Genomic DNA, 15,121 nt, shown 5'->3' with positions numbered 1-15,121 from the left:
ACACCCATGCTTGAAATAAAAAATCTTTCCGTGAGTTTCAGCAGCTATGCAAAAGGATTGAAACGAAACACGGTTTCCGCCATACGCAGCCTGGACCTGAACGCCCAAGCCGGGCAGATCATCGCCATCGTAGGCCAGTCCGGTGCGGGCAAAAGCCTTCTGGCACACGCCGTTCTGGGCATATTGCCCAAAAACTCGTCCGTGTCCGGAGACATTTTCTTTAAAAAGTCCAGACTTACTCCCAAACTTGCCAAACAGCTCAGAGGACGGGAGATAGCCCTTATTCCCCAATCCGTGGCCTTTCTGAATCCGTTGCTCCATGTGGGAACACAAATAGCAAGAGCAGGCCGGTTGAGCGGCCTCTCCCCCAAAGAAGCCCGGAAGACCTCGCGTGAAGCCCTGGAACGTTACGGCCTGTCCAGCCGCTACTATGGCTGGTTTCCTTTTCAGCTTTCCGGCGGCATGGCCCGACGGGTGCTTACGGCAACCGCCACCATCGGCTCGGCAGATCTGCTCATTGCCGACGAGCCCACCAACGGGCTGGACAAGGAAACCGCACGGGAAACGTTGAAACATCTGCGGGAACTGGCAGATACGGGCAAGACCGTGGTGCTGATAACGCACGACATCGAACTGGCCCTTGGTGTGGCGGACAAGGTCTCCGTATTCTGCGGAGGGGTGACCATAGAGGAGGCCGATGCCAGTGACTTCAACGGTTCCGACACCTTGCGCCACCCTTACACAAAGAAGCTTTGGCAGTCCCTGCCCTGCAATCAGTTCACCAAGGTGATAAACGGCCCCATGGAAAAAGCGAAGAACGGCGGCTGCCCTTACAGTCCGCAATGCTCCCAGTGCACGGACGAATGCTGCCGAAGCCTGCCCGAGCTTGCCCCGATCAACGGCGGAAAGGTGCGGTGCTGGCGTGCTTGAGGGAAACGATCTCGCATTCCGCTACAGCGGCAACGGCGACTGGCTCTTTCGCCACCTGGACATCACCGTGGCTCCGGGTGAACGGGTCGGCCTGCCCGGCCCGAGCGGACGGGGAAAATCCACCCTGGCAAAGGTTCTGGCAGGCTACCTGAGGCCCGTCCAAGGCAGTGTGGCGGTGGACGGCAGACAACACACCCAGGGTGTGTTCAACCCGGTGCAGATCCTTTTTCAGCATCCGGAACTGGCCGTGAACCCTCGCTGGAAAATCGGGGACATTCTGTGTGAGACCGGGACGCCGTCCATAGACCTGCTTAAACAGTTGCAGATAGACGACTCCTGGCTGAAAAGATATCCGCACGAACTCTCCGGCGGAGAGCTGCAACGCATCTGTCTGACCCGCGCTCTGAACGGGCGCACCCGCTACCTGCTCTGCGACGAGATGACCTCCATGCTCGATGCGCTCACCCAGGCATCCATTTGGAAAACCGTGCTGGAAATCGCGGACGACAGACACATCGGGCTGCTGGTCATAAGCCACGATGCCACACTGCTGGACAGAATCTGCCAGAGAAAAGTGGAAGCCTTTGTTTGAACTCCCCGCCTGCCGTCTGCTCCTACGGGAGAAACATCAGTTCCCGCCCCGCCGCTCCAGAATTCCCGCGGCCAGGGGAATGACGAGAAAGCAGCCCACAAAACCGATCACCCCGTGCCAGCCCAGATATTCGAGACACAGTCCGGCTCCGTTGATGCCTATCCAGCCGCCCGTGTAGTAGCACAACACGTACAGCGCGTTGGCCCGGCCATGGTCCGCCTTGAGCTTGCGGTTGAGCAGCACCACGGCCACGGCGTGCACTGTAAAGAACCCGCCGCACACGCCGAGCAGCCCTATCAGAACCGCCGTTACCGAGGGCAGCAGCAAAAGGCCCAGGGAACAGCCCAAAAGAACGCTCCCGGCAATAAGCATGACGCCGCCCCCGAAGCGGGCGCTGAACTGCCCCGCCACCGGACCGAGGAAAATTCCCAGCACATAGACCAGATAGACCATGGTGATCACTTCCGTGGAAAACCCGAATGGCGGAGCGGCCAGCCGGTACGGAAGGTAGTTGAACACCGGGGAAAATATCAGCAGGCTGCCTGCCCCGCACCCAAAGATGAGGAGAAGTTCCTTTCTTTTAAGCAGGGCAAGATACCCATGCTCTGTTTCGGTGTCGGGTGTGGCTGTGGATGTGTCTGGGGAAGAGTCTGGAGGGGGAACGACGCCATCCGGCAAAGCCCCTGCCTCGCGGCGCGGCGCAGGAGGCAGCAGCACCACGGCCATTATCGTGGTGACGGCAATGAGGGCCGCAGCCGAAAAAAAGGCGTACCGCCAATGCAGGGGGGGGTGTATCCAGCCGCCCAAAAGCCGCCCGCCCAAACCGCCCATGATGGTGGCCGAGACATAGGCGCCCATGACCGTGCTCAACCGTCTGGCAGGAAGGGTTCTGGCAAGCCAGGCGGCAAGGCTGGTGGTCAGTGCCGGGATGAACAATCCCTGCAAAAGCCGGGCTCCGACCAGAAAATTGAAGTTGGGCGTAAGGGCGGAAATGATGCCGCCCAAGGCCACCATGAATCCGCCCACCGCAATGATGGGCCGGATGGGGTAGCGGTCCGAAAGGTAGCCGAACAGCAGGTTGGAAAGCACAATGCCCAGAATGACAAAGGATACGGTCATGGAGGCCTGGGCCGGACCAACGCCGAATTCCCCCTGAATAATGGGCAGCACGGGCTGCGGAAGATAGATGTTGGTGAACGACGCCGTGACCAGGGCGAACACGGCGAGCTGTAACTTGAGCAATCCATTGCCGGTTTTATCCAAAGACACGGCGCGTGATTTTGAGAGAACGGCCATCAGGTATCCTTTTGCAGCAACGTGCGACGAAAATTTTCTGGCTCTGTCTGGTGAACGGCAAATGTTACGCCAACCAGGAGCATCTGTCACCCAACCGGCAAAGTGGTATCCCAGACCATCCAGCCAAAAAATCGGATTGGGGAGAATTGAAAGACAGTGCATCCCGAGGGCGTTCCGCACAGCCAGGACTCGGGTCAAAGGATGGGAACACCTATTTCAGTCCGGTTGAGCGCCGTAAGAAACAACGCTGCAACATCACCATAATTTTTCCGATATCTCAGCCCGGATATGCGGTCTCCGTGAGAAACTCGCAAAACGCGTTTCTTTGTGTAGGCCAAGGCCCATCCGCCTCATCCACCCCATTATAAATGCCATCATCAATGCCATCATCAAGGCCATCGACGCCGTGGCTATTGCTGCGTATCTTACGTCCCGCGCCAGAGAATGTCGGTCTGCACCAGGGCCGATCCCTCCATGGAACAGAAGGCCATTCTCCGGCAGGAAACATTCAGCAAGCAAGTTCTCGCACAAGGAAATTCTCTTCTTGATCGGCAGAGGGAAACGACCTCTCCTCTGCCTGTCGGCAATTCAAGCAGGCCGCATGCCACGAGGTTTATCATGCCCTATCCCGAAGGCTTTCTGAAAAACAGGTCCTCTTACGAGCCCGGCAAATACGCCGTCATCACCACCGAGGGCCGCGTGAACAACATTGTCCCGGGAATCCGGGGATGCACCCTGTCCATTCTGGCTTCACCCAAGCTTGGCGCCAATTTTGTGCAGATGGTCGGCACCGTTTCCACCACGGGCAAGACAACCGCACCCTACGGACAGGCCGAAGATATAGAGACCTTTCTTTTCGTCATGGACGGCGAGGGATCTCTTAAAGTCTCCGTGGACGGGCACACCGAAACCCTGGCCGCGGGCGGCTACATCTATTCCCCTCCGGGCAAGGGCATCGGCTTTGCCTCCAAGGGCGACGCCCCGGTCACCATCCTGCTCTACAAGCAGCGCTTTGTGCATCATCCCGACCCGCAGATGAAAACCCCCTGGATGGTCAGCGGCTCCATCCGCACAATTGAGGAAAGAATTTACGATGCAATGGAAAACGTCTTTGTCCGCGACCTGCTGCCCGTGGACGAGGCCTTTGACATGAACTTCCATACTCTGGCCTTCCTGCCCGGAGGCTGCCACCCCTTTGTGGAAACCCATGTGCAGGAACACGGCATGTACATCTATCAGGGCCAGGGCCTGTACCTGCTGGACGAAAAATGGCTGCCCGTGGAATCCGGCGATTTCATCTGGATTGCCCCGTTCTGCAAGCAGGCCTGCTACGGCACCGGCCTGGAACGCATGGAATATATCTATTCTAAGGACTGCCACAGGGACGAGGCCATATAGCCCGGCTGCTGTCGTTTTGGGGCCCAGTAAATCCGGAAAATGCCTGGAGCTCCCAGAGTGCCACGGCAACGCAACTTGCTTTTACAATCGGCTTCACGTATTTTTCATAATGCAGAAGCGTGTGCTTTGCCGCGCCATAAAAGCAATGCTCTGCCTGCACTCTCTTTTGGCTGCCAACCGTTCATCCGGCAGTCAAAGAAGAGCGCAGGCAGAGTTTCTTGGAGCATCCAAATCGCAACAATGCCTTCCCTGGCCCGACAACCGACAACAGACGAGATTGAAAATGGAAAATATACCCAATTGTCCCCAGTGCTCTTCCGAGTATGTGTACCACGACGGCAGTCTTTTTGTTTGCCCGGAGTGCGGGTTGGAGTTCCAGCCCGAAGATGCAACAGGTGACGGAAATGCTGAGGAAAGAGTCTATAAGGATTCAAACGGCAACGTCCTGAACGACGGGGATACCGTTGTCATCATCAAGGACCTGAAGGTGAAAGGCGCCTCGTCCCCTCTCAAGAAGGGAACCAAGGTCAAGAACATCCGGCTGATCGAGCCCGCAGACGGCGAGCACGACATTGACTGTAAAATCCCCGGCTTCGGCTCCATGCTGCTGAAGTCGTCCATTGTGAAAAAAAGCTGAACCGAATTTCAGGGCGGCGCAGCGGTTTTTATAGCAGGCTGCGTCCGCCCTTTCCTACCCCCTCACCTCATCCAGCGAAGCCAGGCAAGTCAGACCTCCTCCGAAACAACTCCCTCCTTGACAAAAGTGAAGTGATTGGTGTCCTTTGCGACGCAAAGTGGCCGCCACTTGCCGGTTGTTCGCACCATGTCCGACAGTCCGGCCCGAACAACACAAACCAAAGACCCAAACCCTGTTCCGCCGCCCGAGGAATATACACGTTCTCCCCAAGCAATTATTCGATCTCTTTACCGCGCTCCCCGGCAGTAATCCCCCCCGGACCGGCATTCATTTTCCCTTGCACCAAGGTCATGCTAGATTCGGAAGGAAAATGGGGCTGGCAAACGGAATCTCCCTGCCGGGGCAAAAACCGCTCCAAAACATGTGCCGGGAGCCGCAAAAATAACGAGGGACGACGAATCGAATTCTCAGACCGCCGGGGAGAGAATCGTGGGCAGACCGAGCCGGTTGCCGGAACACATATCATTGGAAAACACATGACGCAGGATCAACGACTCCGACAGTCCGACAAGGAAGCACTGCTCGCCCTGGGCGTCTATGCCCTTTATTTTGCCTGGTGGTACTTCTTCGGGTACGGCGTGGGCGGCGGCGATCCCGAGCAATACGACTACGTATTCGGGTTCCCGGCCTGGTTTTTCTACAGCTGCATTGTGGGCTACCCCATCATCACCATCCTGCTGTGGGCGGTCGTCCGGTTCCTTTTCAAGGACATTCCGCTGGAAGCGGAGAATGCGGAAGAAGCGGAGGATGCCGGTAACGACGGCGGGCCTCAGAGTGAGGATCACGCAGAATGAACGCATCCACCCAGCTCATCATCCCCCTGGTCGTGTACCTGGCGGCGTCCATCGGCGTTGCCCTGTGGGCCCGCAGCCGCACCGAGAACGCCACTTCGCAGGGATTCATCGAAGAATATTTCCTGGGCAGCAGGTCCATGGGCGGCTTTGTGCTGGCCATGACCATTGTAGCCAGCTACGCCAGTGCCAGCAGCTTTGTGGGCGGTCCGGGCGTGGCCTACCGGCTGGGCCTCAGCTGGGTACTGCTCGCCATGATCCAGGTTCCCACGGTTTTTCTCACCCTGGGCATTCTGGGCAAACGGTTTGCCATCGTGGCCCGCGAAACCCAGTCCGTAACCATAACGGACTACCTGCGCGCCCGGTACAACAGCGATACCGTGGTCATCCTCTGCTCCCTGGCGCTGATCGTCTTTTTCATGGCCGCCATGCTGGCGCAGTTCATCGGCGGGGCCCGCCTTTTCCAGACCGTTACGGGCTACCCGTATGTGGTCGGGCTGGTGCTGTTCGGCTTCAGCGTGGTGCTCTACACGGCCGTGGGCGGATTCCGCGCCGTGGTTATGACGGACGCCATCCAGGGCCTTGTCATGACCACTGCCGTCATCGTGGTGCTGCTGGCGGTCATCAAGGCTGGCGGCGGAGTGGCCCAATGCGTGAACACGCTTAAAGGGATCGACCCCGGCCTGATTTCCCCCACCGGCCCGAACAACTCCGTTGCCCAGCCCTTTACCCTGTCGTTCTGGATTCTGGTCGGCATCGGTGTACTTGGTCTGCCGCAAACAGCGCAACGGTGCATGGGCTACCGGGACTCCAAGGCCATGCATCAGGCCATGATCATCGGCACCCTGCTCATCGGCTTCCTGATTTTGTGCGTCCACCTGGCCGGAGCTTTCGGCCGGGCTGTTTTCCCAGACCTTCCGGCAGGCGATCTGGCCATGCCGACCATGATCGTCGAGCTGCTGCCCCCGGTATGGGCGGGCATATTCATTGCCGGGCCTCTGGCGGCCATCATGTCCACGGTCGATTCCATGCTGCTGCTCATCTCGGCGGCCATCATCAAGGATTTGTACATCCAGTTCCGCTTACGCGGCGATGCCTCGGCAATGCCCGTGAACAGGCTGAAAAAGGCAAGCTTCTTCATCACCGCGGGCATGGGGCTTCTCATCGTCCTCGCGGCCATCCAGCCGCCCGACCTGCTGGTCTGGATCAATATCTTCGCTTTCGGGGGGCTGGAAGCGGCCTTCCTCTGCCCCATCGTGATAGGTCTCTACTGGAAACGGGGCAATGCCACGGGCGCCGTCGCCTCCATTCTCTGCGGCGTGGGAACGTACATTGCACTGTCCATCATCAAGCCGGACATGGGCGGCATCCACGCCATCGTGCCCACCACTCTGGCAAGCGCCGGAACGTATGTTGTGGGGTCGCTGGCACGGGTGCAGAAAGTGAAAGGATAAGATCTTTCCCGCTGTGGCCCTGGGACGGGCGTACTGCCGTTTCGCCCGTCCCGGAAATGCTTCCGCCATCTCACATCATTTGTTCGCTCTCCCTCCCCATCCCTTGCAGGTTGCACCGTGCCCACAACCGGGAAAGCCTTGACGCCCCTCTCTGCCAAGTGCAAATTTCATCCACCATGCCCGTAACAGTTCATCCCCAATACATCCCCTAATACGCAGGCCACTCCATAAGGATACGCCCCAAGGATACGCCATGGAAACGATCAACCTGACCATCTATTCCGACTCCACCTGTCCCTTCTGCTACATCGGCAAAGGCATCATCGATCAGCTGAAGCAAGAATTTCCCCTTCAGGCCGAATGGCTCCCCTACGAAGTGCACCCGGACATCCCGCCCCAAGGTATGCTCCTGGCCGACTTCGCCCCGGAGCTGGAGGCGGAGGAGTTCTTTGCCCAGCTGAACAGACGCGGCGAACCAATGGGAATTCACTTCGGGGTGCCAAGCCTGTTGTGCAACTCGCGCCAATCGTTGGAAGCCGGAGAATTCGCCAGAGCCCACGGCCTGTACGAGGCTTTTCACGAAGCCGTGTTCCAGGCCTATTTCACCCACTGCCGCGATATCGGCAAGCAGGACGTGATTCTGGAAATCGCGACCGAAGCACAATTCGACGCTCCCACCTTGGACGCCCTGAATACAGCACTGGACAACGGCACCTACCTGCCCCAGCTGGAGCGTATCCGGGAAATGGCAAAAAAAGCCCGTGTCCGGGCAGCGCCCACCTTTATTTTTGAGGGATACGGGGCAGTCACCGGTGCCCAACCCATAGAATCGTTCCGCAACCTGCTGCAAAACGGACCGCAGGCCGACGATCCAGCCATCCCGTGGCTGCGTCCCCTCAAGTAGCCACGGAGAAAGAAGGGACGCCCTCCATGCAATTGCTGCCGGGTGCTCTATAGGCACCTTGCAACCCGGAGGAGAGAAGCCTAGTATTTCAAAATACATCTAAAAAGAGACAACAACGACAAGGCCTTCAATAGAACCCATAGAACAATGCAATACCCCACTCAAACATCGTAATCGTTCATCCCCCGAGCAACCTCAAAACAGATGTGGATACAAGGATCATCCCGATGCAATCAAAAAAAACGGAAATGCCTGCCATGTGGATGACAGCTCTCACCCTATCGGTCTCTCTTTTTGCCTTTGTTCTTATCGCAACGGTGTGTTGCACACCTGCCCGCGCCTGCAGCCGGGCCACCTACCTTGGCCCCGACAATATCGTCCTCACCTCGCGTTCCAACGATTGGAAAGGCTCCCAGCACTCCAACATCTGGATTTATCCGCGCGGCATAGCCCGGAACAGCAGCGGCGGGGCCGAGTCCTTCTCCTGGACCTCGAAATACGGCAGCGTAACCGTGGGCGGATGGGATGTGACCACCATTGACGGCATGAACGAGGCCGGTCTGGTGGTTGATGTTCTCTATCTGGCCGAATCAGACTACGGCAAACCCGTGCCGGGCAAAAAGGCCATGTCCGTTTCCGCCTGGGGGCAGTATGTGCTGGATAATTTCGGCACGGTTGCGGAAGCCGTGAACGCGCTGAAAAAAGAAAAATTTTATCTGGTGGAACCGCAAACACCCGACGGACAGGCCGGAACAGCCCACCTGGCAATTTCCGACCCCAGCGGGGATTCCGCCATTTTCGAATACATCGACGGCCACCTCGTTGTTCACCATGGCCGCCAGTACCAGGTGATGACCAACTCCCCGACCTATGATCAGCAGCTGGCCCTCACGGCTTACTGGGAAAACATCGGCGGAACGACCATGCTTCCCGGCACCAATCGCGCAAGCGACCGGTTTGTAAGGGCGTCGTTCTATATCAAGATCATCCCCCAAACCAGCGACCTCAACGAAGCCCTGGCCAGCACCTTTGGCGTCATCCGCAATGTCTCCGTGCCCCTGGGCATCAGCACACCGGGGCAGCCCAATATCAGCTCCACACAGTGGCGCGTGGTCTCGGACCAGAAAAACAAGGTCTACTACTTTGAATCGCCGCGCAGCCCGTATCTGTTCTGGATTCCCTTGAAGGAACTGGACTTTTCCGCCAAGGCATCCACACGCAAGATCAACCTGACCGAAGGGTCTGTCCTGAAGGTCCATGGCAAAGCCTTTGCCGGTGATGCTGGCAAGCTCGGCCAACCGGCCAAGCCCTTTGCCTTTCTGCCTGCCGGAAAATAATACGGCCATTCCGCCTCTAGCCTGACATCGAAATCAAAAGGGCTGCACGAACGTGCAGCCCCTTTTTTATATCCCCAGTGCCAGCACTCCCGATTTTTCCGCCCCCAATCCACAAAGTTTGTCCTTGGCTGAACCAACGTATTACCTTGGCCTGAGAAATATGGTAGCCTTTAAGTAACGAGGAGCATCTTCATAGAAAAGACTATGCGACCTTTCTCCCCCCAATACAAAGCCAGAGCTTTACGGAGTGGATATGACATCGCCTGAACGCATTGAAAAATTCAAATCTTTTGCCACCATCTTCATCCCCCTGGCCCTTCTCATATCCAGCATCGGCGTAGGATTGGCGTTGCAGCAACGAGATGCCTCTTTTCGAGAGATCGCCCTCACGCAATGGGAGGCGGTCAAGTTTGAAAAACGGTTGTTTGAGTCCGCTCTTATTTCATACATGGCAGATGCATCCTCCCTGGCAGGTATTACGGCAGTTGAACTCTCGAGCCCCCCCAAGGGGACGTCTGCCAACCTTGCCTTGAACAAAATGTACTCCACCTTTGCCGAAAGCCACCAAGTTTACGACCAGGTGCGTTATATCGATACCTCGGGCAATGAAAGGGTCCGAATCAACTGGAACCCTCAGGGAAAGCCCACCCCCACGCCTCGGGCAATGCTTCAAAATAAATCCCAACGGCAATATTTTATAACCCCCCAGAAAGAAAAACCCTCCATCTACATTTCCCAATTCGACCTCAACGTGGAAAACGGCACTGTTGAAACACCATTCAAGCCGATGTTGCGAATTGTAAGCCCCGTGCGTGGAACGAACGGGACATGGGAAGGATTCGTGGTTCTGAATGTGAGGGGCCAAAAAATTCTGAAAGAGCTGAGCAAGGCGGATGTTGCCACCTATGCAGATATCTACCTGACCAACAGCAAGGGGCAGTGGCTTAAAGGGGCATCGCCCGATTTGGAATGGCTTTTCATGTTCGAGGACAACGTCTCCTCTTCCATGGAGATCGATTTTCCCGATGCATGGAAGAATATTGCCGGAGAAGACTCCGGGCAATTCCAAACCAAAGAGGGACTGTTTACCTTTGCAACAATAGACTCCACTTCTTTGGCCGTACAATATGATGCCGTTACAAAAGACATTGTAGCCGAGGAACATTGGAAACTCATCACCCTGGTGCCAGACGACACCCTGGTTCCCCACTGGTGGAATACGGCGGCATGGTCTCTTTTTGCCGGGCTTGCCCTTGCAGCTTTCGTTTCCTGGATCATCAGCAGGCTCTGGGTTGCCAGGAAAGGAGCCATACAACAATTACGCAAAAACGAAAGTCAGCTCAGCTCCATTACACAAACGGTCCTCGACGCCATCATCATGGTCGACCAACACGGAAATGCCGCATTCTGGAACTCTGCCGCGGAAGAAATGTTCGGATTTGCTGCAAATGAAGTGCTGGGAAAGAACATCCACGACTTCATTGCCCCCAAGGCGCTGCGGGATGAAGCGATGATCGGCCTTGAGACATTCATCCATACAGGACAAGGCCCGATTATAGGGGAAAAGCGCGAAGTGGACGCCCTACGGAGCGATGGCAGTCTTTTTCCCGCAGAGTTGAATATAAGCGCCCTGTCGGTGGAAGGGGCATGGTGGGCGGTGGGGGTCGTCCGCGACATCACACACAGAAAAATAGCCGAGCAGACACTTGTTCAGCTGAACGAAGAGCTTGAAGAGCGCGTAAAGACCCGTACTGGAGAACTTGAAGACGCCATCCGGGATATCGATAAAAAAGAACGGTTGCAGAAGCTGCTTATGGACATAGCCAGCATTTCCAATACGGCAAAATCGGCCAAAGAAGCCATGAGCATCACCCTGTCTCTGATCGCCCAATATACGGGTTGGCCGGTCGGCCATATCTACTTGTGGTCGGATGAAGAGGACAAACTTGTCTCCTCTGAGCTTTGGCATGTCTCCGACGAGAGCAAGTTCAAAGAATTCATCCAGGTAACCCAGGAAGCAACATTTAAACCGGGCATCGGACTCCCTGGACGCATATATTCCTCCCAAAAAGCTCACTGGATAGAGAATATTCTGGAGGACGACAACTACCCTCGTGCCAAGCGCATGAAAGACATCAGTATTCGAAGCGCATTCGGCTTCCCCGTGCTCACCAAGGATTCCATTCCGGCAATATTTGAATTTTATTCGGAAACGCCCTCCGCTCCCAAACATGAATTTCTTGAAATGTCGGAGCAGGTCAGCTTTCAGCTGGGGCATGTGGTGGAACGGAAGCGCATCGAAAAGGAACAAGCGGAAAGCGAACAACTTTTCCGGGGGATATTCGAGCAAAGCTTCCAGACCATAGTCATTCTTCATCCCGATGGCCGGAGCCTGAAATTCAACCAAAATGCACTCAATGTGTTTGGAGTTGACGAAAACAAGGACGGGGACTGCTACATATGGGAATATCCCCGGTGGAATACATCACCCGGAATACCCCAAAAAATCCGCGAGGCCGTCAAGACGGCATCGGCAGGCAAACTTGTGCGGATGAATCTTCGCCTGGCTGAAACGGGAAAAAATGCGATTGATCTCGACTTTTCGCTCAAACCGATTGTCGCGGCCAATGGAGATGTTCTTTTCCTTATAGCCGAAGGCCGGGATATTACGGAACTCGCCAAAGTGGAGGCTGAAGTCCGAAAGCTGGCCATGGTTGCAGAGCGGGCTCAAAACGGAATCATCATTACAGATAAAGCCGGACGGGTGGAATGGGTCAACGAAGGCTTTACCAGAATAGCCGGGTACACTCTGGAAGAAATGGTTGGCAAAAACCCCACCGACGTTCTTCAGGGGCCGGAAACGGACAGTGAAACTCTGCAAAGAATCCATGATGCCTTGCGCAATGGGATTGGCGTCAGCGAAGAAATCATTAGCTATGGGAAAAACGAGCATAAATACTGGGCCGAGTTCGATATCCAGCCCATTTTGAATGAGGATGGAGAGGTTGAAAAAGTCATTGCCATACAAAACGATATCACGGAGCGGAAAATTTCCACCCAGGAGCTGAGTCGTTTCAAGTTCACCCTGGACCATACGCACGACGCCGTCTTCATCTTCGATCCGGAAAGCCTGAGATTTACCTACGCCAACAATGGAGCGATGCAGCAGATTGGATATTCACAAGATGAGCTCTTGCAGATGACGCCGGTGGATATCAAACCCGAATTTGACGAGCAAAGCTTCAGAGAGAAAGTTTCCGTTCTCATGGTGGGGGAACGGGCGAGCACCTCTTTTGAGACATATCACAGGCACAAAGACGGCAAAATTATCCCCGTGGACATATCCCTGCAGTACATCAACCCCAAAAATGAGCCAGCTCGTTTTGTGGCCATTGTCCGCGATATCACAGAAACAAAACGCATAACTTCGGAACTGGAACAGGCCAAGAACCAGGCCGAAGCCGCCACCCGTGCCAAAAGCGATTTTCTGGCCAACATGAGCCACGAAATACGCACCCCCATGAACGCCGTTATCGGCATGAGCCACATTCTTTTGGATTCCGACCTTACCCACAGCCAAATGGAACAGGTCAACAAGATATTGACCGCAGCGACGGCTCTGCTTGGCATCATCAACGACATTCTGGATTTTTCAAAGATCGAAGCCGGAAAGATGAAGCTGGAAGAGTATCCCTTCGACCTTGACGATGTACTGCACGATCTGGCCGCCATCACACACGACAGAGCGGAGCTGAAGGGGCTGGAGCTCATCTTTGACGTATGCGCCCAGGTGCCCCGGATGTTGATTGGCGATTCCCTGCGCATAGGCCAGGTACTGGCCAACCTCGTGGGCAACGCCATCAAATTCACGGAAAAAGGAAGTGTTGTTCTCAAAATAGAAAATCTGGAAACAGAAAAGGAGTCTGCCACTCTCAAGGTCTCAATCTCGGATACGGGCATTGGCATTGCCCCGGAAAAGCAACGCGAATTGTTCGAGCCCTTCCTGCAGAACGACACGTCCACAACCAGGAAATATGGAGGAACCGGACTGGGGCTGAGCATTTGCATGCAGCTGGTGCAGATGATGGGGGGAGAGATCCAAATAGACAGTGCTCTGGGCAAAGGCAGCACGTTTTACTTTACGCTGGACTTGAAGTGCCAGTCAAAGAGTTGCTACCTCCGTGCCCCCATGAACGCGCTGAGCGGAACCCGCGTATTGATTGTGGATGACAGCAAGTTCTACCGGTCGGTGTACGACAACTTATTCACCCACTACGAATTTACGACAACATTTGCCGAGACATGGCAGCAGGCACACACTCTGCTGCTTGAGGCGCTTGAAAATGAACCCTTTAACCTGCTCCTCCTCAGCCTTGATCTGCTTGGGGTGGAAGGCTTCAAAATCAAGGCGCAGTTGAATGAGGACAAGCGGTTTGCAAACCTCAAAATAATTACGATCACGGCGTTCCCCAGACAGTTTTCCCAGGTGGACCAAGACAAGGCTCCCGACCTTGTCAAACCAATTTCCCAGTCCTCTCTTTTCAATGTCATACTCATGGTTTTCGGGAAAGGCACTGTATATCAAAAGAACTCAAGCCTCTTCGGCATGACCATGAAATACGGCGTGGACGTTCTGTACGGAAAGCAGATCCTGGTGGCGGAAGACAACGAGCTGAACCAGGAAGTGGCGCGAGAGCTTCTTGAGGCAGTCGGGGTGCAAGTAACCATTGTGGAAAACGGTGTTGAAGCAGTGGAAGCAGTGCAAAGCGGTTCCTACGATCTTGTTGTCATGGATGTACAAATGCCCGTTATGAACGGGTTTGAAGCCACCCGAAGCATACGGAAACAATTCTCGGCCGAAGAATTGCCCATCGTGGCCATGACCGCCCATGCCATGGAGGGAGACAGGGAAAAAAGTCTCGAATCCGGCATGAATGACCATGTCACAAAGCCGGTGGAGCCCAAGAAGTTCTATCTGGCGCTCATTCGCTGCCTTTTAGACGGCGATACGACCATCTCCCTGGACCAGGAATCTGAAGAGTTTGAAAATACGGACAAGATGGACGCGACAGACAAGCTCCCCTCCATTCCCGGGCTCAACACAAAGCAGGGGATGGCCCGAGTTGCGGGCAATCGGGAGACCTACGAAAGGTTGCTGAAGCAATACGCATCCAACCAGGCTAAAATTGTGGACGTTATCAAAGAAGCCATTGAGGACGGCCGACTGGAAGAAGCCCGCCAGGCAACACACGCTCTGAAGGGCGTTTCTGGGAACATGGGGGCCGACGCCCTTTTCAACGCTTTGCGGGAGCTTGAGAATGCCCTGAAAAATGGTGTAACAGATGAAGTTGATCCTCTGTTCGAAAAGGCGGCGGAAAACCTGAAGCAGGTAATACAGGCCATAGAAAGCTACTTTGCCGAACAGTCCCTGCAGGAAAAGGATACAGAGAACGACACGGCCTTCTCGGAGGACGACCTGCTGCAAAACCTGAAACGGCTGGAAGAATTGCTGGCAGATAACGATGGTGATGCGCTGCTGCTGGCTGAAAGTATTGCGGAACAGACACGCGGCAAAAGAATTGCCCCGCAGATAGAAGACATCATGCGGGCGACGCATAACTTTGAATTTGAAGCGGCACACAAACAACTTCGGGAAGTGGTGGCCCTTTTGAACAGCAAACCATAAAAAAATCCTGGTGTCCTCCATGCTCGGGAGAAGGAC

At 55.3% G+C, this 15,121-nt stretch carries 10 protein-coding genes; 9 read left to right on the top strand and 1 reads right to left on the bottom strand.

What is annotated here, in order from left to right; genetic code table 11:
• The first annotated feature begins 6 nt into the window (after positions 1–6).
• Positions 7–930, top strand: coding sequence for an ATP-binding cassette domain-containing protein (locus ACI0FJ_RS15470; RefSeq protein ID WP_424304793.1), 924 nt, complete (start codon positions 7–9; stop codon positions 928–930).
• A complete protein-coding gene (locus ACI0FJ_RS15465; RefSeq protein WP_424304792.1) occupies positions 923–1,522 on the top strand; it encodes an ABC transporter ATP-binding protein in 600 nt (199 codons plus the stop codon). The genes ACI0FJ_RS15470 and ACI0FJ_RS15465 overlap by 8 nt, the downstream gene beginning before the upstream one ends.
• 36 nt (positions 1,523–1,558) lie before the next feature.
• Here ACI0FJ_RS15465 and ACI0FJ_RS15460 read toward each other — a convergent pair whose 3' ends face one another.
• Positions 1,559–2,818: an MFS transporter gene (locus ACI0FJ_RS15460; RefSeq protein WP_424304791.1), complete on the bottom strand. Its 1,260-nt coding sequence runs from the start codon at positions 2,816–2,818 to the stop codon at positions 1,559–1,561.
• A gap of 618 nt (positions 2,819–3,436) precedes the next feature.
• On the opposite strand from ACI0FJ_RS15460, the gene allE reads away from it, so the two are divergent.
• The 7 genes from allE (at position 3,437) to ACI0FJ_RS15425 (ending at position 15,085) form a co-directional block, all read left to right on the top strand.
• Positions 3,437–4,216: a (S)-ureidoglycine aminohydrolase gene (allE, locus tag ACI0FJ_RS15455; RefSeq protein WP_424304790.1), complete on the top strand. Its 780-nt coding sequence runs from the start codon at positions 3,437–3,439 to the stop codon at positions 4,214–4,216.
• 283 nt (positions 4,217–4,499) lie between these two features.
• Positions 4,500–4,853 (top strand): zinc ribbon domain-containing protein YjdM, encoded by a 354-nt coding sequence (locus ACI0FJ_RS15450; RefSeq protein ID WP_424304789.1) that lies wholly within the window; start codon positions 4,500–4,502, stop codon positions 4,851–4,853.
• 536 nt (positions 4,854–5,389) lie between these two features.
• Positions 5,390–5,707, top strand: a complete 318-nt coding sequence (locus ACI0FJ_RS15445) for a YhdT family protein (RefSeq protein ID WP_424304788.1) — start codon at positions 5,390–5,392, stop codon at positions 5,705–5,707.
• On the top strand, positions 5,704–7,158 hold the full coding sequence (gene panF / locus ACI0FJ_RS15440) for a sodium/pantothenate symporter (RefSeq protein ID WP_424304787.1): 1,455 nt from the start codon (positions 5,704–5,706) through the stop codon (positions 7,156–7,158). Before ACI0FJ_RS15445 ends, panF begins: the two co-directional genes overlap by 4 nt.
• A 253-nt stretch (positions 7,159–7,411) precedes the next feature.
• Complete coding sequence (locus tag ACI0FJ_RS15435; protein WP_424304786.1) at positions 7,412–8,062, top strand: DsbA family oxidoreductase; 651 nt, start codon at positions 7,412–7,414, stop codon at positions 8,060–8,062.
• 227 nt (positions 8,063–8,289) lie between these two features.
• Complete coding sequence (locus ACI0FJ_RS15430) at positions 8,290–9,399, top strand: linear amide C-N hydrolase (protein WP_424304785.1); 1,110 nt, start codon at positions 8,290–8,292, stop codon at positions 9,397–9,399.
• A 253-nt stretch (positions 9,400–9,652) separates the two neighbouring features.
• On the top strand, positions 9,653–15,085 hold the full coding sequence (locus ACI0FJ_RS15425) for a PAS domain S-box protein (RefSeq protein ID WP_424304784.1): 5,433 nt from the start codon (positions 9,653–9,655) through the stop codon (positions 15,083–15,085).
• The last annotated feature ends 36 nt before the right edge of the window (positions 15,086–15,121 follow it).

The sequence above is a fragment of the Desulfovibrio sp. 7SRBS1 genome (assembly GCF_049723905.1).
Classification (GTDB): domain Bacteria; phylum Desulfobacterota; class Desulfovibrionia; order Desulfovibrionales; family Desulfovibrionaceae.
Note: the sequence above shows the minus strand (reverse complement) of the source record. Positions and strands in the feature narration are given on the sequence as shown.